Origin of the sequence: Parasaccharibacter sp. TMW 2.1888 (assembly GCF_023167265.1) — a bacterium.
Taxonomy (GTDB): domain Bacteria; phylum Pseudomonadota; class Alphaproteobacteria; order Acetobacterales; family Acetobacteraceae; genus Bombella; species Bombella apis.
On sequence record NZ_CP030979.1, the window covers coordinates 685,938 to 712,500 of the forward strand.

The 26,563-nt window shown below is 59.5% G+C and carries 19 protein-coding genes, 2 tRNA genes, 2 rRNA genes and 1 other RNA gene (1 of these 24 running past the window's edge); 9 read left to right on the forward strand and 15 right to left on the reverse strand.

The window, feature by feature from the left end:
* Positions 1-214: 214 nt before the first annotated feature.
* Both DTQ13_RS03165 and aroA read right to left on the reverse strand, forming a co-directional pair.
* Positions 215-868: a d(CMP) kinase gene (locus DTQ13_RS03165; RefSeq protein WP_181005183.1), complete on the reverse strand. Its 654-nt coding sequence runs from the start codon at positions 866-868 to the stop codon at positions 215-217.
* On the reverse strand, positions 865-2,193 hold the full coding sequence (aroA, locus tag DTQ13_RS03170; protein ID WP_043557972.1) for a 3-phosphoshikimate 1-carboxyvinyltransferase: 1,329 nt from the start codon (positions 2,191-2,193) through the stop codon (positions 865-867). The genes DTQ13_RS03165 and aroA overlap by 4 nt, the downstream gene beginning before the upstream one ends.
* A gap of 223 nt (positions 2,194-2,416) precedes the next feature.
* Between aroA and DTQ13_RS03175 the strand changes: the two genes are divergently transcribed.
* Together DTQ13_RS03175 and DTQ13_RS03180 are read left to right on the forward strand one after the other, a co-directional pair.
* Complete coding sequence (locus DTQ13_RS03175; RefSeq protein ID WP_043558425.1) at positions 2,417-2,734, forward strand: TIGR02300 family protein; 318 nt, start codon at positions 2,417-2,419, stop codon at positions 2,732-2,734.
* A gap of 79 nt (positions 2,735-2,813) precedes the next feature.
* Positions 2,814-3,380: a hypothetical protein gene (locus DTQ13_RS03180; protein WP_192848367.1), complete on the forward strand. Its 567-nt coding sequence runs from the start codon at positions 2,814-2,816 to the stop codon at positions 3,378-3,380.
* Here the strand turns inward: DTQ13_RS03180 and DTQ13_RS03185 are convergent.
* The 8 genes from DTQ13_RS03185 to DTQ13_RS03220 all read right to left on the reverse strand — a co-directional run bounded on the left by DTQ13_RS03185 (position 3,316) and on the right by DTQ13_RS03220 (position 11,268).
* Complete coding sequence (locus tag DTQ13_RS03185) at positions 3,316-4,068, reverse strand: SDR family oxidoreductase (protein WP_248461214.1); 753 nt, start codon at positions 4,066-4,068, stop codon at positions 3,316-3,318. The genes DTQ13_RS03180 and DTQ13_RS03185 overlap by 65 nt on opposite strands.
* A gap of 2 nt (positions 4,069-4,070) precedes the next feature.
* Positions 4,071-4,637, reverse strand: a complete 567-nt coding sequence (recR, locus tag DTQ13_RS03190) for a recombination mediator RecR (protein WP_248461215.1) — start codon at positions 4,635-4,637, stop codon at positions 4,071-4,073.
* Positions 4,638-4,694: 57 nt separating this feature from the next.
* A complete protein-coding gene (locus DTQ13_RS03195) occupies positions 4,695-5,018 on the reverse strand; it encodes a YbaB/EbfC family nucleoid-associated protein (protein WP_043557969.1) in 324 nt (107 codons plus the stop codon).
* A gap of 54 nt (positions 5,019-5,072) precedes the next feature.
* Complete coding sequence (locus DTQ13_RS03200; protein ID WP_248461074.1) at positions 5,073-7,160, reverse strand: DNA polymerase III subunit gamma/tau; 2,088 nt, start codon at positions 7,158-7,160, stop codon at positions 5,073-5,075.
* 75 nt (positions 7,161-7,235) lie between these two features.
* Positions 7,236-7,332, reverse strand: an RNA gene (gene ffs, locus DTQ13_RS03205) — signal recognition particle sRNA small type.
* A gap of 70 nt (positions 7,333-7,402) precedes the next feature.
* Positions 7,403-9,226, reverse strand: coding sequence for a gamma-glutamyltransferase (ggt, locus tag DTQ13_RS03210; RefSeq protein WP_408868401.1), 1,824 nt, complete (start codon positions 9,224-9,226; stop codon positions 7,403-7,405).
* 29 nt (positions 9,227-9,255) lie between these two features.
* The gene (gene map, locus DTQ13_RS03215; RefSeq protein ID WP_043557966.1) at positions 9,256-10,056 is read right to left on the reverse strand and encodes a type I methionyl aminopeptidase; all 801 of its coding nucleotides are present in this window, start codon (positions 10,054-10,056) and stop codon (positions 9,256-9,258) included.
* A gap of 213 nt (positions 10,057-10,269) precedes the next feature.
* Entirely contained in the window at positions 10,270-11,268 is a 999-nt protein-coding gene (locus tag DTQ13_RS03220) for a D-alanyl-D-alanine carboxypeptidase family protein (RefSeq protein WP_248461076.1), read from the reverse strand.
* Positions 11,269-11,586: 318 nt separating this feature from the next.
* Between DTQ13_RS03220 and clpS the strand changes: the two genes are divergently transcribed.
* Together clpS and clpA are read left to right on the forward strand one after the other, a co-directional pair.
* Positions 11,587-11,967, forward strand: a complete 381-nt coding sequence (gene clpS, locus DTQ13_RS03225; RefSeq protein WP_227431527.1) for an ATP-dependent Clp protease adapter ClpS — start codon at positions 11,587-11,589, stop codon at positions 11,965-11,967.
* Between the two features lie 83 nt (positions 11,968-12,050).
* Positions 12,051-14,381 (forward strand): ATP-dependent Clp protease ATP-binding subunit ClpA, encoded by a 2,331-nt coding sequence (gene clpA / locus DTQ13_RS03230; protein WP_248461077.1) that lies wholly within the window; start codon positions 12,051-12,053, stop codon positions 14,379-14,381.
* A 19-nt stretch (positions 14,382-14,400) separates the two neighbouring features.
* Here clpA and DTQ13_RS03235 read toward each other — a convergent pair whose 3' ends face one another.
* On the reverse strand, positions 14,401-14,898 hold the full coding sequence (locus tag DTQ13_RS03235; protein WP_154981118.1) for a DUF3465 domain-containing protein: 498 nt from the start codon (positions 14,896-14,898) through the stop codon (positions 14,401-14,403).
* 182 nt (positions 14,899-15,080) lie between these two features.
* Between DTQ13_RS03235 and DTQ13_RS03240 the strand changes: the two genes are divergently transcribed.
* The 5 genes from DTQ13_RS03240 (at position 15,081) to cas2 (ending at position 21,583) form a co-directional block, all read left to right on the forward strand.
* The gene (locus DTQ13_RS03240; RefSeq protein ID WP_248461079.1) at positions 15,081-16,100 is read left to right on the forward strand and encodes an MBL fold metallo-hydrolase; all 1,020 of its coding nucleotides are present in this window, start codon (positions 15,081-15,083) and stop codon (positions 16,098-16,100) included.
* Positions 16,093-17,043 carry an N-acetylmuramoyl-L-alanine amidase-like domain-containing protein gene (locus DTQ13_RS03245; RefSeq protein ID WP_248461081.1) on the forward strand — a complete coding sequence of 317 codons (951 nt, stop codon included), beginning with the start codon at positions 16,093-16,095 and terminating at the stop codon, positions 17,041-17,043. Before DTQ13_RS03240 ends, DTQ13_RS03245 begins: the two co-directional genes overlap by 8 nt.
* Before the next feature lie 192 nt (positions 17,044-17,235).
* Entirely contained in the window at positions 17,236-20,397 is a 3,162-nt protein-coding gene (gene cas9, locus DTQ13_RS03250) for a type II CRISPR RNA-guided endonuclease Cas9 (protein ID WP_248461083.1), read from the forward strand.
* Positions 20,355-21,257 (forward strand): type II CRISPR-associated endonuclease Cas1, encoded by a 903-nt coding sequence (gene cas1, locus DTQ13_RS03255; protein WP_182040932.1) that lies wholly within the window; start codon positions 20,355-20,357, stop codon positions 21,255-21,257. The genes cas9 and cas1 overlap by 43 nt, the downstream gene beginning before the upstream one ends.
* On the forward strand, positions 21,254-21,583 hold the full coding sequence (gene cas2, locus DTQ13_RS03260) for a CRISPR-associated endonuclease Cas2 (RefSeq protein WP_154981113.1): 330 nt from the start codon (positions 21,254-21,256) through the stop codon (positions 21,581-21,583). Before cas1 ends, cas2 begins: the two co-directional genes overlap by 4 nt.
* A 1,559-nt stretch (positions 21,584-23,142) precedes the next feature.
* On the opposite strand, the gene DTQ13_RS03265 is transcribed toward cas2, so the two are convergent.
* The 4 genes from DTQ13_RS03265 to DTQ13_RS03280 all read right to left on the reverse strand — a co-directional run.
* Positions 23,143-23,219: transfer RNA gene (locus tag DTQ13_RS03265), tRNA-Met, on the reverse strand.
* Between the two features lie 38 nt (positions 23,220-23,257).
* Positions 23,258-23,372, reverse strand: a 5S ribosomal RNA gene (gene rrf / locus DTQ13_RS03270).
* Between the two features lie 85 nt (positions 23,373-23,457).
* Positions 23,458-26,194 (reverse strand): 23S ribosomal RNA (locus tag DTQ13_RS03275).
* Positions 26,195-26,510: 316 nt separating this feature from the next.
* Positions 26,511-26,563, reverse strand: a tRNA-Ala gene (locus DTQ13_RS03280) (it continues 23 nt past the right edge of the window).

The following is a 26,563-nucleotide window of genomic DNA, read 5'->3' on the forward strand; positions in this document are numbered from 1 at the left end:
AGTGCCCGGCACCCAGCCATGCGCCGTCTCCCTCTGCCCAAAAACACAGTGATGGGCCCAAAAAACGACGTCTCCCCCCGACCCCACAGCCCGGAGCGGAAGTCATCACAAATCGCAGATCCCCCAAGGGGATTCATGACACCACGGGCTGTGCGGCGTCATACCCCCTCACCAACACGCATAAGGGGGGGACTGTCAACAGCGAAGATATGAATCAGCGCCGGATGATGCCCTTTTCCTGCAGAATCTGGCAGACACGGTCCAGCACGTCGGCTGCATCCAGATCATCCGTTACAATCTGCACGGCATCCTCGGCCGGGCGCAACGGTGCCGTCTCGCGGGAGGCGTCCTGCTGATCCCGTGCATTGATGGCCGCCACTTCCTCAGCCAGCTGGGCCGGAGACGTGCATGGCTGACCATGCCGCTGCACATAACGCCGCTGGGCCCGGACCTCTGCCGAGGCCGTAATGAAGAATTTGGCGGTGGCATCAGGAAACACGACCGTCCCGATATCACGACCATCCACCACGGCACCCCGGGCCCGCCCGAAATGACGCTGCCGCTCCAGCAGAGCTTCCCGGACCTCCGGGTGCCGGGCCACGGCGGAGGCCGCCCGGTCCACCTCCGGCTCCCGCAGGTCGGTCCGGCGCATGTCCTCCGGCACGAGCTGACGGGCCTGCTCCGGCCCGTCATGAGCCGGATCGCCCCCCTGGTCCAGCACCCGGCGGGCCACGGCCCGATACAGCAGCCCCGTATCCAGATAAGGCAGCTCCAGCGTGTCCGCCAGCTGGCGGGCGAGCGTGCCCTTGCCTGCGGCGGCGGGGCCATCAATGGCGATGACCGGATATTTCATGCCCCGCCGGCTCATGCCTCCAGCCCCGCACCAAGACCGTTCATCAGGGATACGAAACCGGGGAAGCTGGTCTCGATGAAGGCCGTATCATCAATATGGACCGGCTTCTCAGCCGCCAGCCCCAGCACGGTGGCGCTCATGGCCAGACGGTGATCCATGTGGGTCTGGACCTTCCCACCACCGGGCAGGGTTTTCTGCCCCTCGATGATCAGATCATCTCCTTCGACATGCACCTTCGCCCCATTGGCCTCCAGCAGCGCCACGGTGGCGGCCAGGCGGTCACTCTCCTTCACCCGCAGCTCGGCAAGGCCCCGCAGGCGGGATGTACCCTCCGCAAACGCACAGGCCACGGCCAGAACCGGATATTCATCAATCATGGAGGGTACCCGCACAGCTGGAACATCCACCGCCTTCAGCCGCCCCGCACGAACATGCAGGTCTCCGATGACCTCCCCCCCTTCAATCCGCTCATCACGGACCTCCAGGGACGCCCCCATTTCCTTCAGGGTTTTGAACAGGCCGGTCCGCAGTGGATTCTGGCCCACTGCCTCCACGACAATCTCCGAACCCGGCACCAGCAGGGCCGCCACGACGGGGAAAGCCGCTGATGACGGGTCCCCCGGCACCAGCACGTCCTGCGCCACGAGGCGGGCCGGGCCTTTCAGCGTGATGCGCCGTCCGGCTCCGGGCAGCTCCTCAACCTTCACCTCCGTGCCGAAATGACGCAGCATGTTCTCGGTATGATCCCGGGTCGGGGCCGGCTCTTCCACCACCGTTTCCCCCTCGCAGTTCAGCCCTGCCAGAAGGATGGCGGATTTCACCTGTGCCGAGGCCACCGGCAGGCGGTAATGCAGCGGTTTCCCCTTGCCCGTTCCTTCCACGGCCATGGGCAGCTTCTGGCCCGCACGGGTCACGAATCGTGCCCCCATCTCACCCAGCGGAACGCTGACACGCCCCATCGGGCGGCTGCGGAGGGAGGCATCACCCGTCATGATGCTCATGAAGGGATGCGTCGCCAGAACACCACTGAGCAGCCGGGCTGCCGTACCGGAATTGCCCATGTCCAGCACATCGGCAGGCTCTTTCAGCCCATCCACACCACAGCCATCGACAATCCAGCGGCCCTCTTCCCGGACGACCTTTGCCCCGAGGGCACGCATGGCCTCTGCCGTACGCAGCACGTCCTCACCTTCCAGCAGGCCGGAAATATGGGTCCGCCCTTCGGCAAGGGCGGCGAACATGAGCGCACGATGGCTGATGGACTTGTCTCCGGGAACACGGACCCGCCCGGCCAGCCCAGCCGGGGCAGAGGAGACTTTCAAGGGACGCTGTGCTGTCATAATCCTGCTTCACATCATCAAGGGTGGGATCATCCAATAGGGCCAGACTACTCCATCCATCTGGAAAAGTCTGTCCCCCCATGCGGCAATTCTGCCAGCAGGAACGGACCCCGAGGCAGAGCTCCGCCTCTTCTGCCACCACATGGAGAAATATTTGACAGCGGGACATTTCGGTGGCATGGCCCAGTCACTTCTCTTTTGTGGCAACATGGGCTCCAGCATTATGGCAAAACCAGAACTCGGTCTGAAACGGACATGCGTTGACTGCAATGCACGCTTCTATGATCTCAACCGCGTACCGGCTGTCTGCCCGAAATGTGGGACCACCCAGCCCGGAAACCTCTCCCGCCTGAAGAAAGAGGACGAGCTGGCCGACGAGAAGGACAAGAATCTCGCCCAGGAAGAGCACGAGGATGATATGGACATCGACACTGGCGATGATGACGATGTCATCTCCGGTGATGATGATCTGGATGACGATGATGACATCAGCCAGGATATCGAGGTCTCGACCGACAAGGATGACCGGGACGATTCATAAAGGGCTCTCCCTGTTCTTCCCATGCAGGAGCCGCACCCCCACCCGGGTGCGGCTTTTCTGTCTGGGGATTGGCACCTGCATGGCCGGCATCGTGCAGGCCCATGCCGCAGCTCCCCGCCCAGCGACAGCAGAGGCCCTCGCACACGAGCTGGGCCAACGGGCCAGTGCCACAGCCACCCTGCAACAGCACTGCCCCCGCCCCATTACAGCCCATCTTCTGGACAGAGCGGCGCCCCCTGCCCTCCAGCGGGACGCCAGACAGGCCCTGCAGGCCTCCCCAACAACACGACTGGTCGTCCGGCACGTCCAGCTTCTCTGCGGGCGGGCAGTATGGTCAGAGGCATGGAATCTATACCTGCCCGACCGTCTGACACCAGACGCCCGCCGGAAACTGGCCGGAAGCCATGTGCCTTTCGGCCAGGCCGTTGGTGAGGCCGCCTTTTCCCGGCAGCGTCTTGGAAGCCGCTTCACAGGGCTGCCCGCAGGCGTCGTGCTGGAAAACCGGGCCATCCTCCACCGCAGGGTGGATCAGCGTGGTTTTTCCTATCTTGTTGAACGCTACAAAAAGGCGGCCCTTGAGATCAGGACGCCGCAGGCGACCAGTTCAGATGTTGCCCGCCATCAGGTGCCAGCATCTGTCCCGTGACAGATGGCAGCATCAGGAACATGCGGGCAATGGCAGCAATTTCATCCGGACCCGCACCCCGCTGAAGGGGTGTGCTGCGGCACATGCTCTCGAAATGGTCCAGAGACTGGCCTGCGGCAGGCAGGACAGGCCCCGGCCCGATGGCATTCACCCGAATGCGGGGTGCCAGCCCCAGAGCCATGCTGCGGGTCAGGCTCCATAAGGCAGAGCGGGATACGGTATAGCTGACAAAATGAGGCGTCAGATTCCAGACACGCTGGTCCAGCATGTTGAGGATCAGCCCCTCCGCTCCGTCCGGCAAGGAAACGGCCATAGCCTGGGACAGAACAAACGGAGCACGCAGGTTCGGCTCCATATGTGCATCCCAGCTTGCACGGGTCACGCCGCCCAGTTCATCCCGTTCAAAAACGGACGCATTGTTGATGAGAACGCCAACCGGCCCCAGCCTGGCCTCAACCTCCGCCAACAGGGGCAGCAGAGTAGCCTCCTCCGCCAGATCAGCCTGCACGACACAGCCACGACCATCAATCTGCCGCAGCAGGGCCTCGGCCTCATCACGGCTGTGGCGGCAATGGATGGCCACGGCAAAGCCTTCCAAGGCCAGCATCTCCACCATCGCCCGGCCGAGGCGACGGGCTCCCCCCGTTACCAGCGCAACACGGGGCATATGGGGCGACAGACCAAACATGCTCACAGAACCTTCCGGGATGACATGGCGGCCGCCAACGTGCCTTCATCCAGCACATCCAGCGCCCCGCCCATCGGCATGCCGTGACCCAGACGGCTCACCGCCACCTTGTGAGGGGCCAGTTTTTCCTGCAACCAATGGGCCGTGGTCGCACCATCCACCGTGGCTCCAAGGGCAAGAATGACCTCTTCCACCTCGCCTGACTGCACACGCTCTATGAGGCCCGTCAGATTGAGGTCTTCCGGCCCACAGCCTGAAAGGGCCGACAGCACACCACCCAGTACCTGATACCGCCCCCGATGCATTCCGGACCGCTCCAGCGCCCAGAGGTCACCAACACTCTCCACCACACAGATGACTGATGGATCACGCTGGGGGTCTGCACAGAGCGAACAGGGTGTACAGCTGTCCAGGTTGCCGCATTGCGGGCAGGTATGGATCGACTGTGCCGCCGCCTGCATGGCAGCAATCAGGGGCTGGAGACGTGCCTCTGGTGCCTGGAGAAGCGCCAGAGCCGCCCGACGGGCCGAACGCGGGCCAAGGCCGGGCAGACGGGCCAGACGGGACATCAGGGTTTCGATTTCGGGGCTTATGCGCACGTCAGACCCTCATCCTCGCTCCGGCTTTCAGAAAGGCAGGTCCATGCCCGGCGGCAGCTGGAGACCACCGGTGACCTTCTTCATCTCCTCCCGGCTCATGGCTTCCGTTTTGCTGCGGGCATCGGCAAAGGCAGCGACGATCAGGTCCTGCATGGTCTCCATGTCTTCCGGATCAGCCAGTTTGGGGTCGATCGTGATGGACTTGAGCGCCCCCTTGCCCGTCAGGGTCAGCCGTACCAGCCCGTTGCCGGCCTCACCGTCAACCTCCGCACTCTCCAGCCTGGCCTGAACCTCTTTCATGCGGGCCTGCATCTGTGTGGCCTGCTTCATCATGCCAGCAAGATTTTTCATCACGTCACTCCTTGGTTACAGAACTGGGCCGGGGCCATGGTGACCTCTGACGGCTCAGTAAAACTCATCCTCATCAGGGTAATCGGCATCCGGCGGGGCAAATTCAAAATCAGGCGGCACGTCTTCCCCCAAAGGCACCACCGTCTCCGGCGGCAGGCCGTAATCATCCAGAGTATGATCCCGCACCTCACCAATCTGGGCATGCGGAAACCGCTGCATGATGGCCCGGACCAACGGATGCTGCCTGGCCTTGTCCTGATGCAGGGCGATGATTTCTGCCCCCTGCTCGTCCAGCGTCGGCTCACCCTGTTCTTCGGAGGCGACCACCTGCCAGCGGCCGGGATAGAGCCTGTCCAGCAGGGCTGTCAGGGCACGGAAGGCCTGCCGCTTCTGATCCCGGTCATTTTCAGCCAGACGGAGCACGAGACGGGGCGGCTCGAACTCCACGACATGCCCCAGATGCCGCAGCGTTCCGTGGAGACGGGCTTCCTTCTGCTGCCCCACAAGCGCAACCAGCTCCCGCCAGCTTCGGGGCATGGGCGGAATGGCCTCGCCCGCACCGCCATCATCCGGCCCCGGCCCTTCATCACGGGCCGACACGGCTGTGCCATTCTCCGTGGCCAGACGCAGAGGCTGCCTCGCAGGGACCGGTTCCGGAGCAGGCCCGTCCAGCTGCGGCTTCAGGACGGTACTGCCCTGACGGACCACATCACTCCCCCCGGCCATCGTCCCAGCCCCCTGCACGAAAGCTGAAGGCCTACTTCCCTCCTGCCCCCGGGGAACGGAAGACCGGGACACGGATGAGGACACGCCCCCTGCTGGAGCCGTCCCCCCGCCATGAGCGGCGGATGAAGCGGCATTTCCCTGCGGACCGGACCGTCCCTCGGTCTGGATGGCACCGGAAGACGATGCCTCCTGCATCTGCCGGATCAGCCTGTCCGGCGTGGGCAGGAGACTGGCATGACAGAGACGGATCAGCACCATCTCGGCTGCCTGCTGCCGGTCCGGAGCGGCTTCCACCTCGGCCAGCCCCTTCAGGAGCAGCTGCCAGGCCCGCCCCAGAACCGTGACCCCCACATGATCCACGATCGCCCCGCCACGGACCTTCTCCATTTCCGGCAGTTCTGGGCCGTCACGCAGTTCCGGCAGGGCCTTGATGCGGGAGAGAAGGTGCAGCACGTCCATCAGGTCCGTCAGCAGGACGCCCAGATCAGCCCCACGGGCATAAGCCCGCCCGGCAATCTCCAGCACGGGCGCCACCTGCCCGTGCAGGGCAGCCTCCAGCAGGTCGAACACCATGCCACGGTCCGCCAGCCCCAGCATGTCCGCCACGCTGGCCGTATCGGACGCTCCCTGTGCGATGGCCTGATCCAGCAGGGACAGGCCGTCACGCACGGAACCGTCAGCGGCTCTGGCAATGAGGGCCAAAGCCCCCTCTTCCAGCTCCGCCCCCTCCTTGCGGGCGATGCGGGCAAAATGCTCGGCCAGCATGGCCTGCGGCACACGCTGGAGGTCGAAACGCTGGCAGCGGGACAGCACCGTGACAGGCACCTTCCGCAGTTCGGTCGTGGCAAAGATGAAGGTGACCTGTGCCGGAGGTTCCTCCAGCGTCTTCAGCAGCGCATTGAAGGCATTGCGGGACAGCATGTGCACTTCGTCAATCACGAAGACCTTCATGCGGGCCTGCATGGGGCGGAACCGGGCGGCCTCGATGATCTCCCGCACATCATCCACGCCCGTGCGGGAGGCAGCATCCATCTCCAGCACATCAGGATGACGGTCTGCCAGAATGGCCTTGCAGTTGGGGCAGACACCGCAGGGATCAGCCGTCGGGCCACCCCTGCCATCCACGCCGGTGCAGTTCAGGGCACGGGCGATGATCCGGGCCGTGGTGGTTTTGCCCACGCCTCGCACCCCTGTCAGCATGAAGGCATGGGCCACACGGCCCACGGCAAAGGCCCGGCGCAGGATGCGGACGAGGCTCTCCTGACCGATCAGGTCATCGAATGTCTGGGGACGATATTTGCGAGCCAGAACACGGTAGGGTGCCTTCTGTTCCGAAGGAACGGCATCCGCTGGGGCAGCATCGGAGAAAAAACCGGCTCCGCCTTCGGGTGGGAGGGGAATGTCTTCTTCGCTCACGGCTGCAACGTGCCTCCCACAGCTTTCATCGTCTGGAAAGGACGCCCCGGAGGCACACGGGCCTGCACGGCAATCGGAGGAGACCGGACACCCGACCCGACACGAGCCCACTACGGCTGCTCCCTTCCGGGCCTGACCGGGTTCGCAGGTCAGCCGCCCGGGGCCGATCTCCCAAGCGGGCTTCTAGCACAGGAACAGGGGGGGCAGGCAAGCCCTTACTTTCCACCACACCCCATGCCCTTTCAGGGGGCGACAGCCGCACCACCGGGATGCCGGGGGTCCGCCACGCCATAGAACGGGCCGATCCCCTTCCGGGCCGGGTCCTGACCATCCAGCCGGGGCCCCCCGACCAGAATCGCCTCCGTAATGCCCCACGGACGATGGGGGATGAAATGGTACCCTTCCTGTTCCAGCGTCTTCTGCACGTCCGGACTCAGGGCGCCCGTCTCCATCTCCACATCATCGGGCTTCCATTGCTCATGCAGGCGGGGCAGATCGACCGCCTGTGCCAGGTCCAGCCCATAATCCACCACGCCCAGCAGGCTGGACAGCACGATGGTAGGAATGCGGGAGCCACCGGGGCTGCCTGTGACCATCACGACATGCCCGTTCCGGCTCACGATCGTCGGGGACATGGATGACAGGGGCGTCTTGCCCGGCGCAATGGCATTGGCCACAGAACCGACAATGCCGAACATGTTCGGCTCTCCCGGCTTGATGGAGAAATCGTCCATCTCGTCATTCATCCAGATGCCGGTGCGCCCCCCCATGACGCCCGCTCCAAACCAGCCATTGAGCGTATAGGTGGTGGACACCGCCATGCCATGGGAATCGATCGTGGAAAAATGGGTCGTCTCGTGCTTCTCCACGGCCGGGCCGGAAGTCGGCACGCTCCTGCCGGGGGCCGGACGCCCGACCTGAAGCGTATCGGATGGCACGGCCCTGTCCCTGGGCAGGGCGGCCCGGATCTGCCCTGCGTAAGTGGAGTTCAGGAAATAGGAAACCGGATTGACGACAAAGGCCGGATCACCAAGGTCCCGCCTGTCGGAATAGGCATGACGCATGGCCTCCAGCTCCAGCTGGACGGCAGGCGCACTGTGCAGGCCAAGGCGACCCATGTCATACCCGGACAGAATGTTCAGCACCTCGCACAGGGCCACGCCACCACCGCTTGGCGGAGGTGCCGTCTCGATCTGATAGCCACGATACTGGCAGGTGACCGGCTCCATGAAGCGTGGCTTATAAGCACGAAAATCCGCTTCCGTCAGGAACCCGCCACCCAGACGGGAGGCCCGGAGGATTTCCGAGGCTATGGGGCCACGATAAAAGGCGTCCCTGCCATCCCTGGCGATCAGTTCCAGCGACCGGGCCAGACCGGGCTGGACCAGCCTGTCCCCCACGGCCAGCTCCGTCCCGTCAGGCCGCAGGAAAATGCTACGGGCATACTCATCCTGCCGGAAATAGTCGGTGGACGTGTGCAGAAGCTCCACATCACCTTCTTCCAGAACGAAACCGTCCCGGGCCAGGGCGATGGCCGGGGCCATGTCCTTCGCCCGGCTCAGCCGTCCCCAGCGTTTCCGCACGGCCTCCAGCCCGGCGACCGTCCCCGGTACGGCCACGGCCTTCCAGCCCACCGTGGAAAGACCCGGTTTCACCCGGCCTTCTTCATCCAGATACATGGCAGGCTGGGAACGCAGGGGCGCATGTTCCCGGAAGTCGATGAATACCGCAGGACCATGCGGGGGGCGCAGTGTCATGAAGCCGCCACCGCCCAGATTGCCCGCCGCTGGATAGACCACGGCCAGCGCATAACCGACGGCCACGGCAGCATCGGCGGCATTGCCGCCCTCACGCAGAATCCGTGCCCCTGCCTCGGAGGCCAGATGCTGGGCAGAGACGACCATGCCCGTCTCCCCCTTCACCAGCGTGCCGGGGCGGGTGGTGTCCGGCCCATAGGCCAGCGGGTCATGTGCTGCACTCAGCGTCTCGGCCTGGGACAGGGCCACGCTGCCCAGCACCATGCTCCCCAAAGCCAGCCGGGCAGCCAGTTTACGCAATGCCATCATGACGGGCTTCCTTGTCCACGAAACAGATTTCAGAGGGCGTAAGGCGGTTTCGTATAACCACGGGGCGACAGGGTGAAGATTTCATACCCGTCTTCCGTCACACCCAGCTGATGCTCGAACTGGGCGGACAGGGAGCGGTCCCGTGTCACGGCCGTCCAGTCATCGGCCAGCACTTTCACGTCCGGGCGGCCAAGATTGAGCATCGGCTCGATGGTGAAGACCATGCCCGCTTTCAGTATCGTACCCTGGCCGGGCCGACCATAATGCAGGACGCTTGGCGCCTCATGGAAGTTGCGGCCAATGCCATGCCCGCAGAAATCCCGCACCACGCCAAGGCGGTGCTTCTCCGCAAAGCTCTGGATGGCATGACCGATATCGCCCAGCGTGGCCCCGGGCCGCACCTGCTCGATCCCCAGCATGAGCGCCTGATAGGTCAGGTCGATGAGCTTCTCGGCCTTGCGGGGCGGCTTGCCCACGACATACATGCGGGACGTGTCGCCGTACCAGCCATTCAGGATGGAAGTGACGTCAATATTGAGGATGTCCCCCTCCTGAAGGCGTCTGTCACCGGGAATCCCGTGGCAGACAACATGATTGAGGGAAATGCAGCAGGATTTCGGGAAACCGTGATAGTTGAGCGGGGCTGGCGTTGCGCCATGCTCCAGCGTGTATTCATGTACAATCCTGTCCAGCTCACCTGTCGTGATGCCGGGACGTACATGCTCGGTGATCATGTCCAGCGTGGCGGCGGCCAGCTGCCCGGCTGCCTTGAGATGCCTGAAATCGTCCGTCGTGTAATGCTGGATGCTGCGCCCGTCCTGAGAAGACATGAAGTATCGTAATCCCTGTTCTTGTTCTGTGATGTGCTGTCGGCTCGACCATGATGTCGGAACTGCCCGCAGAATGCGCCCTGCCCTGCCCCAGTGCAAGACCCTCTCAGACACGGCCAAGTGACCGCCCCTCAACTGCCGGAAGTGGAACAGCCTGCCAGACAGAAAAAAGCCCCTCCGGCCATGGGGGCGGAGGGGCTTCCGGCTGTAGCCTCAGGAGCGATGATGCCCCCGGCGTGAGGCCCATGAATGATGCAGCCCCCGTGGAGCGCCGTGAGACCGGTAAGTGACCAGCACGACTCCCCGCCGCAGATGGGAACGGTGCGCCATCCGGCTGCCACCATGCCGGGCCAAGGCGTAATAATGACCCGGCTGCTTGAGCAGCGGCAGCGGGGCCTGCCCGGAAGCGGAAAAACCATCATCCAGCAGGGAAATCATTGTCTGGTTCCGGCTTTCATTGCTGGAAGCCCCCAGCACGACGCCAATCAGCCGCACCTGCCCCTGCTGGGCAGAGCTGACAAGATTGTGCCCTGCCAGATCGGTATAACCGGTCTTGAAACCATCTGCCCCCTGATACACCCCAAGGAGCGGGTCGTGGTTGGGGATCATGTGACGGCGGAACGGAAATTCACGCACGCCGAAATAATGGTAATACTGGGGGAAATCCCGCATCAGGGCCCGTGCCAGCACGGACAGGTCCCGGGCCGTGGTGACCTGATCCGGGTCGGGCAGGCCGGAGGCATTGCGAAATGTCGTATGGGCCATGCCGAGCCGCCGGGCCTGATAGGTCATCAGTGCGGCGAAGCGGGTCTCATCCCCACCCCCCAGGTACTCGCCCAGCACGCAGGCCGCATCATTGGCAGACTTGGTGACAAGGGCCAGAATGGCCTGCTCCACCGCCAGATGCGTCCCCGGGCGCATACCCAGTTTCGATGGGGCCTGCATGGAGGCATGGATGGAAACCGGCATGCTGTCCTGAAGGGTGATGCTGCCCCGCTCCAGTGCCTGGAAGGTCATGTACAGCGTCATCATCTTTGTCAGGGAAGCGGGATAACGCTGGAGGTCGGCATCCGACTCGGACAAGACGGCTCCTGTCCGGGCATCAATGACCAGGGACGATACATGTCCGGCAAACTGCGCCCGTGCCGTACCGGAGAAAGCAGCCAGGGCGACCACACACGAAAACAGGGTACGACTGAAAAACGGGCGCATCAGAAGGAATCATCCCCAGTTTGTCTGGAATCCATAAAAACCGTGCAACTCTAGTCTTCAGTACCTGAGAATGTCCAGATTTTTCCACCAGACATGCCAGATATCCTCCCGGCCCATAAAGTTGAAAAAACGTTTTCACCACAACCCTGTTATGAACCAGAAAGGCAGCAGGCAGCATGACCGGCAGAAAAACGCCATATGCCTCTGTATCATGATGGGGCCAACGCCATCCCGTCAGAGCATCACACCATGCCCTTCGTGCATTTTCCTGATACAAGAAATAAGTCATATTTACCAACCAGTTCAGGAGCGTCCCCCATGCAGCACAGGCCACATGCCATGACATATGGGCTTCCCATGGCCTCTGCCATAGACGATACCGGCATGGCCCTGCCTGTCCACGCTGCCCGGGAAGACACACTGACATCCCGCAAGACGGATATCGCCTACCCCTCCATGTACAATGTCATCCTGCTGAATGATGACTACACCCCCATGGATTTCGTGGTGTTCGTGCTGGAACAGTTCTTTGACAAATCCCCCGCAGAAGCACAGGCTATCATGCTGGAAGTCCACAACCGGGGCAGCGGAGTCTGCGGGATTTTCACCTATGAAATTGCAGAAACGAAGGTCGGACAGGTCATGGACCTTGCCCAGAAGAACCAGCACCCTCTCCAGTGCACCCTTGAGAAAGCCTGAGGCCATCGCCACTTGATATCCTGACAGATTTCTGTACCGCCGCTTCATCATTCTGACATTCCTTCATGGCACAAGGAGCGCCTATGTTGTCCTCCACACTTGAACAGACGCTTCAGCGTGCGCTCCTCCTTGCGGGTCAGAATCACCACGAATTCATCACACTGGAACATCTCCTCTTTGCTCTCTGTGATGACCGTGATGCCATGGCGATCTTTTCAGCATGCCGGATCGACCTTGAGCTGCTCCGGCAGGATGTCGACCATTTTCTCCTGCATGAGCAGCAGGCCATCATCCGCCCCGAGCTGGACGATGCCCCCCAGCCGACAGCCGCCTTCCAGAGGGTGATCCAGCGGGCGGCAGTCCATATCCAGAGTGCAGGCCAGGCCATCATGACAGGAGCCCATGTACTGGTCTCCATGTTCGCCGAGAAAGAAAGTCACGCCGTTTTCTTCCTCCAGCAGCGGGGCCTGACACGGCTGAATGCCATCCATGCCATGCGGCATGACGACGTGGCAGACATCCCGCCGCAGACTGGCCAGACCGGCCGCAGGACCAGGGCCTCCCGCAAGGATGGTGGGGAAAACAGCGAACCTGCCGAGGCCGACCAGAAAGAGGCCCTCCAGACCTACTGCACGGACCTCAACGAGCGGGCCCGCCGTGATGGAATCGACCCGCTCATCGGTCGGGAAAAGGAAGTGGAGCGGGTTGTCCAGATCCTCTGCCGCCGGACAAAGAACAACCCCCTGCTGGTTGGTGATCCCGGTGTTGGCAAGACCGCCATTGCCGAAGGGCTGGCCCAGAGAATCGTGAAAGGCCAGGTGCCCGCCATCCTGGCTGATGCCCGACTGTACAGCCTGGACCTCGGTGCCCTGCTGGCCGGTACACGCTACCGTGGCGATTTTGAAGAACGCCTGAAGACCATCATGAGCGAACTGGAGCAGAAGCCGGGCAGCCTGCTCTTCATTGATGAAATCCACATGCTCATCGGGGCGGGCGCCACGACCAATGGCTCCATGGATGCCTCCAACCTGCTAAAACCGGCTCTGGCAACCGGGAAGCTGCATTGCATCGGCTCCACCACCTATCAGGAATATCGGCAGCATTTCGAGAAGGACCACGCCCTGACACGGCGTTTCCAGAAGATTGATGTCACCGAACCCTCACAGACCGACACGATCCGCATCCTGCGGGGCCTGAAGGAACGGTATGAGGAGCATCACGACATCCGTTTCACAGACCCGGCCATCCGCAGTGCTGTGGAGCTGTCGGTCCGATACATCCATGACCGGAAACTGCCTGACAAAGCCATCGACATCATCGATGAGGCCGGCGCCGCCTGCCGCCTCCTGCCCAGCAGCCGCAGACGGCGCACGGTTGGTGTTCGAGACATCGAAGCAACTGTGGCACGCATCGCCCATATCCCGCCCCGTCATCTCTCCGCAGATGACAGGACTTCCATCCGCCATCTGCCCGCCGACCTCCGCAAGGCCGTCTTCGGCCAGGATGAAGCACTGGATGCCCTCTCCTCAGCCGTCATGCTCTCCCGGGCCGGGCTGCGGGATACGGAAAAAACCATTGGCAGCTATCTCTTCTCCGGTCCAACAGGTGTTGGCAAGACGGAGGCAGCACGGCAGCTCGCCCAATCCCTGGGGATCAGGCTGATCCGTTTCGACATGTCAGAATATATGGAGGCCCATTCCATTTCCCGACTGATCGGTACGCCGCCCGGCTATGTAGGCTTTGAACAGGGAGGCCTCCTGACCAGCGCCATAGACCAGACACCCCATGCCGTCCTGCTTCTGGATGAAATTGAAAAAGCCCACCCAGACCTTTTCAACATCCTGCTTCAGGTCATGGATCATGGCAAGCTGACAGACAATACCGGCAAGACGGTGGATTTCCGCAATATCATCCTCATCATGACCAGCAATGCCGGAGCCAGTGATCTTTCCAAAGAAGCCATCGGCTTTGCACGCACTGCCCGCTCCGGTGATGACGAGGAAGCCATCAAGCGGCTTTTCTCACCCGAATTCCGTAACCGGCTGGATGCCATCATCCCCTTCGCCCCGCTGACACCCGCTGTGGTGGCCCACGTCGTAGAGAAATTCCTTGCCCAGCTGACCACCATGCTGGCGGCCAAAAACGTCTCCCTGCACCTCACCGCCGGTGCCCGGGCATGGCTGGCTGAACGGGGTTACGACCGGACGAATGGAGCCCGCCCGCTGGGCCGCCTGATCCAGAACCACATCAAGAAACCATTGGCCGAGGAAATTCTCTTTGGCAGGCTGACAGATGGGGGAACCGTCAAAATCGGGGCACGTGATGGCCAGCTGACCTTCACCATCTCCGCTGCGCCTGCGGCACCATCAGACAGAAAGGGCCGCAAACGGGCAGGAACACTCACCCCGGCCTGACACCGGGGTGGGCCGGTCTTCAATCGTAACGCTGACCGTTCACGCTGACATAGCCCGGCCACGGCCAGTGACGGCCCGTGCCATGATGGGTCCAGTCCAACCCCTGACGGCCAGGCCCATCATAATAATACCGCCCCTGCACCTCGACCTGGTCTCCGGTCTTCACCCATGGCCATGACGGGGCCTTCATCTCATCCAGATTGGACACCACACGGATGGGCTGGCCGCCCGCAACGGACATCAGAAAATAACCATGCATCCCGCTTCGGCTGCGACGGGCCCGGAAGACCTTCACAACGGTTCCGCAGACATGCTCCGGCAGGTCCAGATGCTGCCCATAGGGTACCTGCCGATGGGCAAACTGCTGGGCGTATCCTGCCTGATCCTTTACAAACCGGGCATTGTCACACTGTGCCGGCATGGTGGCTTCTGCCTTTGCCGGATGGCTCAGGGCCATCACACCAGCCAGAGCCGCAAGCATGCCTGCCCTCATCATGACGGGATGAAAAAACCGCATATCTTCTCCTTTTCCTCCCCCTTCCCCCACGGGCGAGGCAGGAGTATCCTTGGAATGTTTCATCATTACTGGAACAATTGCCAGACGTGATGCCCATTCATTACCGGATGACCCCTTAACGGCTCAACCATATTCGTGGCCGGGCGTTCCACCACCACCTTACCGTCAGGGAGGGAAAAACCATGCCTCTACATCACCTGAAAACGCTCCGTGACCGACTGAAAACCAGCCGGGCTGGAGCTGGGGAAACGCCTGTCACCTTTGCTGACAGCAACCCGGTTTTCGAGATCGTGGCCCTCGGTGTGCGGAGTGGTGTTGCAGATGGCAATCTGTCCTCCTACCTGATCCGCCCTCTGGGCACGAATGAGGCCGTCATCTGCGATGCAGGCACTCTGGGGAACGGGCTGAAACGGGCCGAGGCTCGAGGTGTCCTGAATGACATTCCCATCATGCCCGATTCCGCCCTTGGCCGGGCCGGTCATGTGCTGAAACAGACGGTCCGGGCCTATCTCATCAGTCATACCCATCTGGACCATGTAGCCGGATTGGTCCTCTCCTCTCCCGAGGACACAGCAAAACCCATCTACGCCCTGCCGCAGACCAATGCCATCCTGTCAGACCATCTCTTCAATGGCCGTGTCTGGGGAGCCATGGGGGATAGAGGGCCGGAGCCCCATATCGGAAAATATACCTACAAAGACATGCACCCTGGCAAAAGCCAGACTATTGAAGGCAGTGGGCTGACCATCACAGCGTGGCCGCTCAGCCATGCCAGTACAACATCCACGGCTTTTCTGATCCAGCATCACGGGCGAGCTATCCTCTATATGGGCGACACACAGGCCGATCAGCCTGACGGGCCACAAAACCTGCACGAGCTCTGGGAGGCCATCGCACCACTGGTTCGGGATAAAAAACTCCATACCATCATCATGGGTGTGACCTATCCAGATGAGCAGCCAGATAACGCCCTGTGCGGCCAGCTCCGCCCGAAAGACCTTCTGCAGAGCCTGCGTGACCTCGGCCATGTCTGTGGAGGACGCCATCATATCCGTGGATTGCGGGTCCTCGTCGGCCATGTGAAGGAAACCTTTCATGAAGGCGGCAACCCCGTCCGGCATCTCTACCGGGAGCTACAGGATGGCAATGACATTGGCATCCACTTCATGATGGCAGAACAGAGCGCACGCTACCTTGTCTGACGGGTATCGTTCCAACAACCAAATGAAAAGACGGGCCTTCCTCACCGGCCTTGGTGTGGGAGGCCTGACTTTTTCAGGCCCGGCTCTGGCGAAGATAACCGGGCCCCATCATACACGACATGAGCGCCGGTCCCATCTCTGCGAGACCACCCCTACCGTCATGCCTTCTGACGCACCACCTCTCAGCGCTCTGTCAAATACGACCCGCCAACAGATTTCCCGGCTCGTCCATATCGCTCCGCACAGATCACGGCAGGAGCGCATCGTCCTGATCTCACAGGCCATGAAGGGCACGCCCTATCTGGCCCAGCCGCTCATTGGCTCTGCCACCACACCAGAAGAGCTTGTTCTTTCGTGGCGGGGTGTAAACTGCATGACATTCGTGGAAATTGTTCTGGCTGCCAGCATGAGCCTTACTGTGGAACAGTTCATCCATGCACTAATCGCCACACGATACAGCCACCATCATGTCAGCTTTAGGGAACGGCGGCACTTCCTGAGTGACTGGCTACATGGGGCGCCTGTTCTCTGCCGTGATCTTGGCCCCTGTTTTCCCTATGTGCGGACAGTAGAGAAAACACTGAACCTGAAACTTCCTTCGCCGGATAACGGGCATGATACATCCAGTCCGACTACGGATCGTTATGTGCCGGGTCTTCCTGTGAAAAGACGCCACATTACCTATCTGCCCACACGCCCTTTTCTTGACGATCTACAGGCCGGTGGTGTTCGCAGGATTGTAAAAACAGGCGATGTTATCGGTATTTACAGCCCATTGGCAGGGCTGGATGTCTTCCACATAGGCTTGGCAATCTGGCAGAACCACAGCCTGTACTTCCGCAACGCCTCATCCCTGCCGGAACATCGTTATGTTGTGGACAGTCCGCTGGATGACTACATCAGGCAGAGACAGGGCCTCATCGCCTACCAAGCCATTCCCTGACCAAACCTCAATTTTCAACGAAAAAAAGACCCTGAAATATTCATAAGAGGGAATCCCTCTTCCCACGAAAACGCAGGAAGAGGTAATCCTTCACATGGAAAACCATGTTACCGTGGTTTCCCAACCGATTTGTCTATCCCTCTATTACAAAACATGCTGAACTCTGTCAATCTGAACGGGAGGAAACATTTCATGAGCCATCAGATTTCAGAATCACTCCTTTTTGGCATTGATCTCGGTATTGGATCATGCGGATGGGCCGTGCTGGAACGATCAGGAACAGACGGTGCCATCAAGGCTCTTGGCAGCTGGTGTTTCGACGTTCCCGAAACGGATAAGGAGAGGACGCCCACCAACCAGATCAGGCGCACCAACCGTCTCCTGCGCCGCGTTCTCCGCCGCCGTCGCAACAGGATGGCCGAGATCCGCCGCCTTTTCGCCGAACATGGACTGATCGGCACGTCACATCCGGACGCCCTGCGCCAGCCTGCCATTGACCCCTGGGAGATGAGAGCAAAAGGGCTAGACCACCCGCTGACGCCTCAGGAATTTGCCGTGGCACTGGCCCATATCGCCAAACGACGAGGCTTCAGGTCAGCAGCCGAACGTGTCGGCGGCAATGCCCCATCTGACGACAGCAAGATGCTGACAGCCCTGGCAGAAACCAGGGAGCAGTTAGCCCGATACCGGACGGTCGGTGAAATGTTTGCCCGTGATCTTGCCTATGTTCAACGGCGACGCAACCGGGCTGGCCTCTTTGACCGTACGATGAGCCGGGATGATCTGGAACATGAAACAGAGCTCCTCTTCAGCAGTCAACATGCCCTGGGCAACCCCGTTGCCAGTGCTGACCTTGAAGAGACCTTCACCCGCATAGCCTTCCGGCAGCGTCCCATGCAGGACAGCGGCACGCTCGTGGCTGCCTGCCCTTTTGAACCTGATGAAAAACGGTCATCCCGTTTCTCCCCCTCATTCGAACGGTTCCGCCTTCTTTGCCGGCTCGTGAACCTGCGTGTCACGGACGGTCCGACAGAGCGGCCCCTGACTTCAGAAGAGCTGCGCCTTGCCTGCGAGACTGCCGGGACAACACGCAGGCTGACAGGAGATACCGTACGAAAGCTCATCGGCCTGCGTGATGACCAGCGTTTCGTCACCCTCTCGCCAGACCAGGAAAAACAGGACATCACCAGCAGGACAGGCGAAGCTCTGGCCGGTACGGCCACATTCCGCAAGATTCTGGGGGAAACGCTGTGGCGGCAGCTTCTGCCACAGCCTGAACTGCTCGACCAGGCCGCATGGATCATAAGTTTTCATGAGCTCGCCGACACCATCATTGAGAAACTGGGCCAGATCGGCCTGCCCGCTGAAGCCCATACCCTGCTCAATCAGGCCCTGCTGAGTGACGGGAACCCCTTTGCAAAATTCAGGGGTGCCTCTTCTCTCTCGGACAAGGCCTCACGGGCTCTCATCCCTTTTCTCCAGCAGGGGCTGACATATGACAAGGCCTGCGAAAGGGTCGGGTACGATCATGCCGCTTCAAAACTCAGCAGCCGGGAGACTGTGGATACCAGAGCCAGGTTCCAGACCCTCATGGACGACGTTCGTGACAACATCGCCAATCCGGTTGCCAGAAAGGCCCTGAGCGAGGGCATGAAACAGCTCTGGGCCATGCGCAACCGCTGGGGCCTGCCCGGAGCGATCTGCATCGAGCTGGCCCGTGATGTCGGCAACAGCCTCGAAAAAAGACGGGAGATTGAGAAGAATCTCGAAGCCACGACCAGACAGCGTGAGAGGGAACGTCAGGAAATCCGTGACCTTCTGAAAATCGATGATGTTCCTTCAGACCTTCTGCTCCGATACCGCCTCTGGAAGGAGCAAGAAGGGCACTGCTGCTACTCCGGAAAGTCCATTCCACCGGACCTGCTCATGGCACGGGACAACCGCCTCCAGGTCGATCATATCCTCCCCTGGTCACGTTTTGGCGATGACAGCTACAACAACAAGGGCCTCTGTTTTGCGAAAGAAAACCAGGCCAAGAAGGGGCTGACACCTCATGAATGGATTCATGGCACACGGGGGCAGGAGGCCTGGGACAGGTTTGTGGCTACCGTGGAAACCAACAGAAACCTGAAGGGGCTGAAAAAACGTAATTTCCTTCTGAAAAGCAGCAAGGAAACAGAAGAGCGTTTCCGCACCCGCAATCTCAACGACACCCGCCATGCGGCACGCCTCATGGCCGAGGCGGCACGCCTGCTTTACCCCCGTGGCCAACGGGCCGAAAAAGGAGGGAAACGGCGGGTCTTCACCCGTCCCGGTGCCCTGACAGCCGCCCTGCGCCATGCCTGGGGGGTTGAATCCCTCAAGAAAGTCGACGGGAAGCGTCTCCGTGACGACCGCCATCATGCACTGGATGCCGCCATCGTTGCCGCCATCAATGAAGCAGAAATCCAGAAACTCACGAAATCCTTCCAGGAAAATGAACAGCAGGGCCTTCCCCGCCCCATGCGGGACATTGTCCCACCCTGGGCCGGTTTCCGGGAACAGCTGAAGGACAAATACGGGTCCATTTTGGTGGCCCGTCCCGAACGGCAACGTGCCCGTGGGGAAGGCCACGCCGCCACCATACGGCAGGTGCGGGATGAAGACTCCGGACCTGTCATCTATGAACGCAAACCCGTTGAAAAACTGACCCTGTCTGACCTGTCCAACATCAAGGACCCGGACCGGAATGCCGGGCTCATCACCTCTCTCCGTACCTGGATAGAGGCAGGCAAACCAGCGGACACCCCGCCAAGAACACCATGCGCCACAGCAGATGAAGGCCATCTGATCCACAAGGTCCGTCTTGCCACAAGAAAAAAACCGGCTGTTCCCGTTCGGGGCGGCATGGCGGACAGAGGCGAGATGACACGGGTCGACGTCTTCAGGGTCACCGGGAAAAAAGGCAAGGTGGGATGGTATCTGGTGCCCATCTATCGTCATCAGGTGATGAACCGTTCCCGCTGGCCGACTCCACCCGACAGGGCCATGGTCCCCGGCAAGGCAGAAGAACACTGGCCTGTCATGGGGCCTGAGGCCCAGTTCCAGTTCAGTCTCTATCCCCGCAGCTATGTGCGTCTTACAAAAAAGGATACCATCATCGAGGGATACTTTGCCGGCTGTGACCGTTCCACGGCTGCCATTGCCCTGGCCGATCCTGCCAACAAAAAGCCACCCCAGAGAGGTATCGGCATAAAGACACTGGATAACGTCCAGAAACTGGCCATCAACCGTTTTGGAGAGCTGTCACCTGTCAGGAAGGAGACACGAACATGGCATGGCGTTGTGTGCACATCTCCCGTCCGGCCCGACTGAGCCTGAAGGACCGGCAGATCGTCATCACGCAGGGCGACGATACCATCGCCCTGCCACTGGAGGATGTGGCCTGCTGCATACTTGATACGCCACAGGCCACCTTCTCTGGAGCCCTGCTCTCCGCTTTTGCCACCAACGGCCTCATCCTGACCGTACCGGATGACAAACATCACCCGGCAGGGCTTCTTCTTCCCTTTCACCAGCATTATGCTCAGGCGGACATCATACAATCCCAGATTTCCGCCTCGCAGCCACTCCAGAAACGTCTCTGGCAGCAGATCGTCATCAGCAAGATAAACAATCAGGCGGCCGTTCTGGCAGCACGTGAGTGCCCAAAAGCCCGACAGCTGCAAAACATGACGGGACGGGTCACATCGGGCGACCGGGACAATATTGAAGCACAGGCAGCACGTTTCTACTGGTCCCATCTTTTTCCAGATTTTACCCGGGCCGACAGGGCTGACAGACGCAATGGATTACTGAATTACGGCTATGCCGTCCTCCGTGCCGCCATCGCTCGTGCCTGCGTGGCGGTGGGCCTGATACCGTCACTGGGGCTCCATCATGCGTCCCGCATGAATGCTTTCAATCTTGCGGATGACCTTATCGAACCTTTCCGCCCCTATGTGGACCAGATGGTGGCACGTCATCAGCTGGAACCTGACGAAGGCGACATTACCCTCGAAGATCGCCATTTCATGACTGGTGTTCTGTCACAATCTGCTCTGATAGGTCAGGAGACTGTAAGCATTCTGACAGCCACAGAAAAGATTGCCACCAGTCTGGTACAGGCTCTTGAGCATAGCAGTGCGGCCCTGCTCCAGTTGCCCGTCCTCCCGACAGGAGGAACAACCCCATGAAAGCGGAGGAGGCCCGATTCTTGTGGCTGATGATTTTTTTCGATCTCCCTGTCCGGACAAAAAGCCAACGTCGACAGGCCACCCGTTTCCGCAATTTTTTGCGGGATGATGGTTTCATCATGCTACAATATTCTGTCTATGTCCGTGTCGGACGTGGTCAGGACAGTCTGGACAAACATATGCGTCGTGTACGCTCAGTCCTACCCAGAGAAGGCAGTGTCCGGGCACTTCAGGTCACGGACAAACAATACGGACGGATGGAAATAATGCTTGGTCTTGCAAAAAAAGCCGAACAAGCAGGCGCAAAACAGATGATACTGCTATGATTTTCGGCCGCAAAACAGCGAAAAATCATGCAGTATCAGTCCGTTACGCTCAAGCTAGGCTACCATAGACAAATCGGTAGGGAAACCACGGCCCCACACAGGGAGCGCACGGCATGAGCAATAGGCTACCATAGACAAATCGGTAGGGAAACCACGGCTTCGTGAAGTGCTGGTACACCCACCGACACAGGCTACCATAGACAAATCGGTAGGGAAACCACGGCCTGGCGGGACGCCGAGCAGCGGCGTTACGAAGGCTACCATAGACAAATCGGTAGGGAAACCACGGCCTCGACCATACGAGTAAACAACCCACCAGCAGGCTACCATAGACAAATCGGTAGGGAAACCACGGCGCTGTTGCTGAACGCATTGGACGAGTTGCAAGGCTACCATAGACAAATCGGTAGGGAAACCACGGCAAAGTTCAATTTCAAGGTAAGGAAACTGCCAGGCTACCATAGACAAATCGGTAGGGAAACCACGGCAGAAGCAGGAAAAGCGTTTGAGAAAACGAAAGGCTACCATAGACAAATCGGTAGGGAAACCACGGCCGGGGCGGGGTGCCTGTTTTCAGGCGGCCCAGGCTACCATAGACAAATCGGTAGGGAAACCACGGCGTACAAGCCGCTCTTAGTGCGGGCCGGGAAAGGCTACCATAGACAAATCGGTAGGGAAACCACGGCTCATCGTATTTCTCTCGTTCGTCTGTTTTGAGGCTACCATAGACAAATCGGTAGGGAAACCACGGCTCAGATACGAGGATAGCGACAGTGGCGTATAGGCTACCATAGACAAATCGGTAGGGAAACCACGGCGGATAGACACAACCGACCGAGGCCCCCGATAGGCTACCATAGACAAATCGGTAGGGAAACCACGGCCACCTGTGCGACGAGCGACCCATAAGGGTTAGGCTACCATAGACAAATCGGTAGGGAAACCACGGCTGGTTGAAGGGTCAGTCTTCGATGCGGGCCAGGCTACCATAGACAAATCGGTAGGGAAACCACGGCTAACGCCCGATAAGACCAAGTAAACCTAGGAGGCTACCATAGACAAATCGGTAGGGAAACCACGGCCGTTACCGGCTGTTCTGACTCTTTTTTCAGAGGCTACCATAGACAAATCGGTAGGGAAACCACGGCCTTGTAGACCCGCTCTGGCGTTGCCACGAAAGGCTACCATAGACAAATCGGTAGGGAAACCACGGCCCCTGCCAGAGCAGGGTGCAGCAGGCTGTTAGGCTACCATAGACAAATCGGTAGGGAAACCACGGCACCCTGTACGTGGAGGCGTTGCAGGCTGCCAGGCTACCATAGACAAATCGGTAGGGAAACCACGGCTTGCGATAATCTTATCCGACAGCCTACCTCAGAAAAGCTTACACTTCTCTCAAATGGCGTTGAATGGCCCTTATATGCGCATGATAGCAAGCAATCGCCAAATCAGCCATTCTAGGGAGATTACAAGTTCCCTTTATTCATGACAGATGGTTGGGGAACGTGTGGACCCACGGGAGGACCATGGCTATCTGGTTATTTCTGATTTTGTGGGTATGGATGCGGGGGTAGGATTTGAACCTACGACCTTCAGGTTATGAGCCTGACGAGCTACCGGGCTGCTCCACCCCGCGTTGGTGGGTGGTTTTTATGGGGGTGGGTGAGCGAGGGGACCTGGCGGCGACCGACTTTTCCGCTCCTTAAGGAGCAGTATCATAGGCGCTGGAGGCTTTAACGGCCGAGTTCGGGATGGGATCGGGTATGGATCCTCCGCCATGGCCACCAGGTCTTCCCGCTCACCCATGTGGGTGTTTGGGGGTGTTTTGGTTGGTGTTTTCTGGAGTGTGACTGACTACTGTGCATGTGTTCTGGTGTGTGAGAGATATGGGCGATTAGGATCAGTCAGCTACACATGTTGCCATGCTTTCACACCTGACCTATCGACGTCCTGGTCTTGGACGGCCCTGTGAGACCTAGTTTTGAGGCTGGTTTCCCGCTTAGATGCTTTCAGCGGTTATCCATTCCGAACTTAGCTACCCGGCTGTGCCGCTGGCGCGACAACCGGTGCACCAGAGGTTCGTTCATCCCGGTCCTCTCGTACTAGGGACAAATCCTCTCAAGTCTCTTACACCCACGGCAGATAGGGACCGAACTGTCTCACGACGTTCTAAACCCAGCTCACGTACCACTTTAATCGGCGAACAGCCGAACCCTTGGGACCTGCTCCAGCCCCAGGATGTGATGAGCCGACATCGAGGTGCCAAACCTCCCCGTCGATGTGGACTCTTGGGGGAGATCAGCCTGTTATCCCTAGAGTACCTTTTATCCGTTGAGCGATGGCCCATCCACGCGGGACCACCGGATCACTATGGCCGACTTTCGTCTCTGCTCGAGCTGTCACTCTCGCAGTCAGGCGGGCTTATGCCATTGCACTCGACAGCCGGTTTCCGACCGGCCTGAGCCCACCATCGCGCGCCTCCGTTATTCTTTGGGAGGCGACCGCCCCAGTCAAACTGCCCACCATACAGGGTCCCGGACCAGGCTGACTGGTCTCGGTTAGATATCAGAAAAGTTCAGGGTGGTATTTCAAGGATGGCTCCACCGGAGCTGGCGCCCTGGTTTCAAAGCCTCCCACCTATCCTACACAAAACTTTCCTGATACCACTGTAAAGCTGCAGTAAAGGTTCATAGGGTCTTTCCGTCTGACCGCGGGTACCCCGCATCTTCACGGGGAGTTCAATTTCGCTGAGCCGATGCTGGAGACAGCGGGGAAGTCGTTACGCCATTCGTGCAGGTCGGAACTTACCCGACAAGGAATTTCGCTACCTTAGGACCGTTATAGTTACGGCCGCCGTTTACCGGGGCTTCGATTCGACGCTTGCACATCTCCTCTTAACCTTCCGGCACCGGGCAGGCGTCAGACCCTATACGTCATCTTTCGATTTCGCAGAGTCCTGTGTTTTTACTAAACAGTCGCTACCCCCTGGTCTGTGCCACCCGCCGATGGTTGCCCACCAACGGGTCTCGTTTCTTCCGAAGTTACACGAGCAATTTGCCTAGTTCCTTCAGCATCGTTCTCTCAAGCGCCTTGGTATACTCTACCAGTCCACCTGTGTCGGTTTCGGGTACGGTCTATATGCCAGAGCTATTTCCTGGAACGGTCCAAAAGCCAGCTCAATCCGATAAGAGCTGACAACATATCCCGTTCGTCACTTCTGGCAGGCTCAGGACTATTAACCTGATTCCCATCGACTACGGCTTTCGCCCTCGCCTTAGGGGCCGGCTCACCCTGCGTGGATTAACCTTGCGCAGGAACCCTTGGACTTTCGGCGACAGTGTTTCTCGCACTGTTTGTCGCTACTCATGTCAGCATTCGCACTTCTGATACCTCCAGAGAGGGTCACCCCGTCTCCTTCGCAGGCTTACAGAACGCTCCGCTACCGCGCATAGTAAACTATGCACCCACAGCTTCGGCACGTGGCTTGAGCCCCGTTACATTTTCGGCGCAGGGTTTCTATTAGACCAGTGAGCTATTACGCTTTCTTTAAAGGATGGCTGCTTCTAAGCCAACCTCCTGGTTGTTTTGGAATCCCCACATCCTTTCCCACTTAGCCACGATTTAGGGGCCTTAGCTGGTGGTCTGGGCTGTTTCCCTCTCGACAATGGACCTTAGCACCCACTGTCTGTCTGCCGTGCTCATACTCCTCGGTATTCGGAGTTTGGTTAGGTGTGGTAAGGCTTTGGGCCCCCCTAGCCCATCCAGTGCTCTACCCCCGAGGGCAATACACGACGATCTACCTCAATAGATTTCGCGGAGAACCAGCTATCTCCGAGTTTGATTGGCCTTTCACCCCTAGCCACAGCTCATCCCCGACTTTTTCAACAGGCGTGGGTTCGGCCCTCCAGTGCGTGTTACCGCACCTTCAGCCTGGCCATGGCTAGATCACTCGGTTTCGGGTCTTCTACCAGTAACTCAGTCGCCCTATTCAGACTCGCTTTCGCTACGCCTACACCTACCGGCTTAAGCTTGCTACGGACAGAAACTCGCTGACCCATTATACAAAAGGTACGCCGTCACCCCATAAGAGGCTCCGACTGCTTGTAGGCACCTGGTTTCAGGTCTCTTTCACTCCCCTTATCGGGGTGCTTTTCACCTTTCCCTCACGGTACTGGTTCACTATCGGTCACCAGAGAGTATTTAGGCTTGGAAGGTGGTCCTCCCATGTTCAGACAGGGTTTCACGTGCCCCGCCCTACTCAAGGCCTTCAGGAGACATTACGCATAAGGGACTATCACCCACTATGGTCAGACTTTCCAGACTGTTCTGCTTGTTCTCTCGAAGACACTGGCCTGTTCCGCGTTCGCTCGCCACTACTAGCAGAATCTCTGTTGATGTCTTTTCCTCCGGGTACTTAGATGTTTCAGTTCCCCGGGTTTGCCCCATGCACCTATGTATTCAGTGCATGATCCTCATAAGAGGGGGTTGCCCCATTCGGAAATCCACGGATCAGGGTGTACTCACAACTCCCCGTGGCTTATCGCAGTGTGTCACGTCCTTCATCGCCTTCTGGTGCCAAGGCATCCACCAAGTGCCCTTCTCATTCTCACACCACATGCACAGTAACCAGTCACACATCATTCCATGCGATCACTCACACAGAAATCCGAATGACGGAACTGAACATATAATGTCAGTCACTTCATTCTCACCGTCTGAATACTCTCTGCAATGTTCCGTGGGAAACAAGGAAACATCCCCCACCAAAAGGTCAGACAACCCATTGCAGCGTACGCAGACAGCGCACCAACCGATTCACTCCTCAAAGACCGGATACTTCAGCCAGACGATTTAAAAAAAACCACCTGAAAGAAGAACTCTTTCCGCTTACCTTTATTCCTTTTCCTGATCACCTCCAGATGAAATCTGGTGGAGGCAGACGGGTTCGAACCGACGACCCCCTGCTTGCAAAGCAGGTGC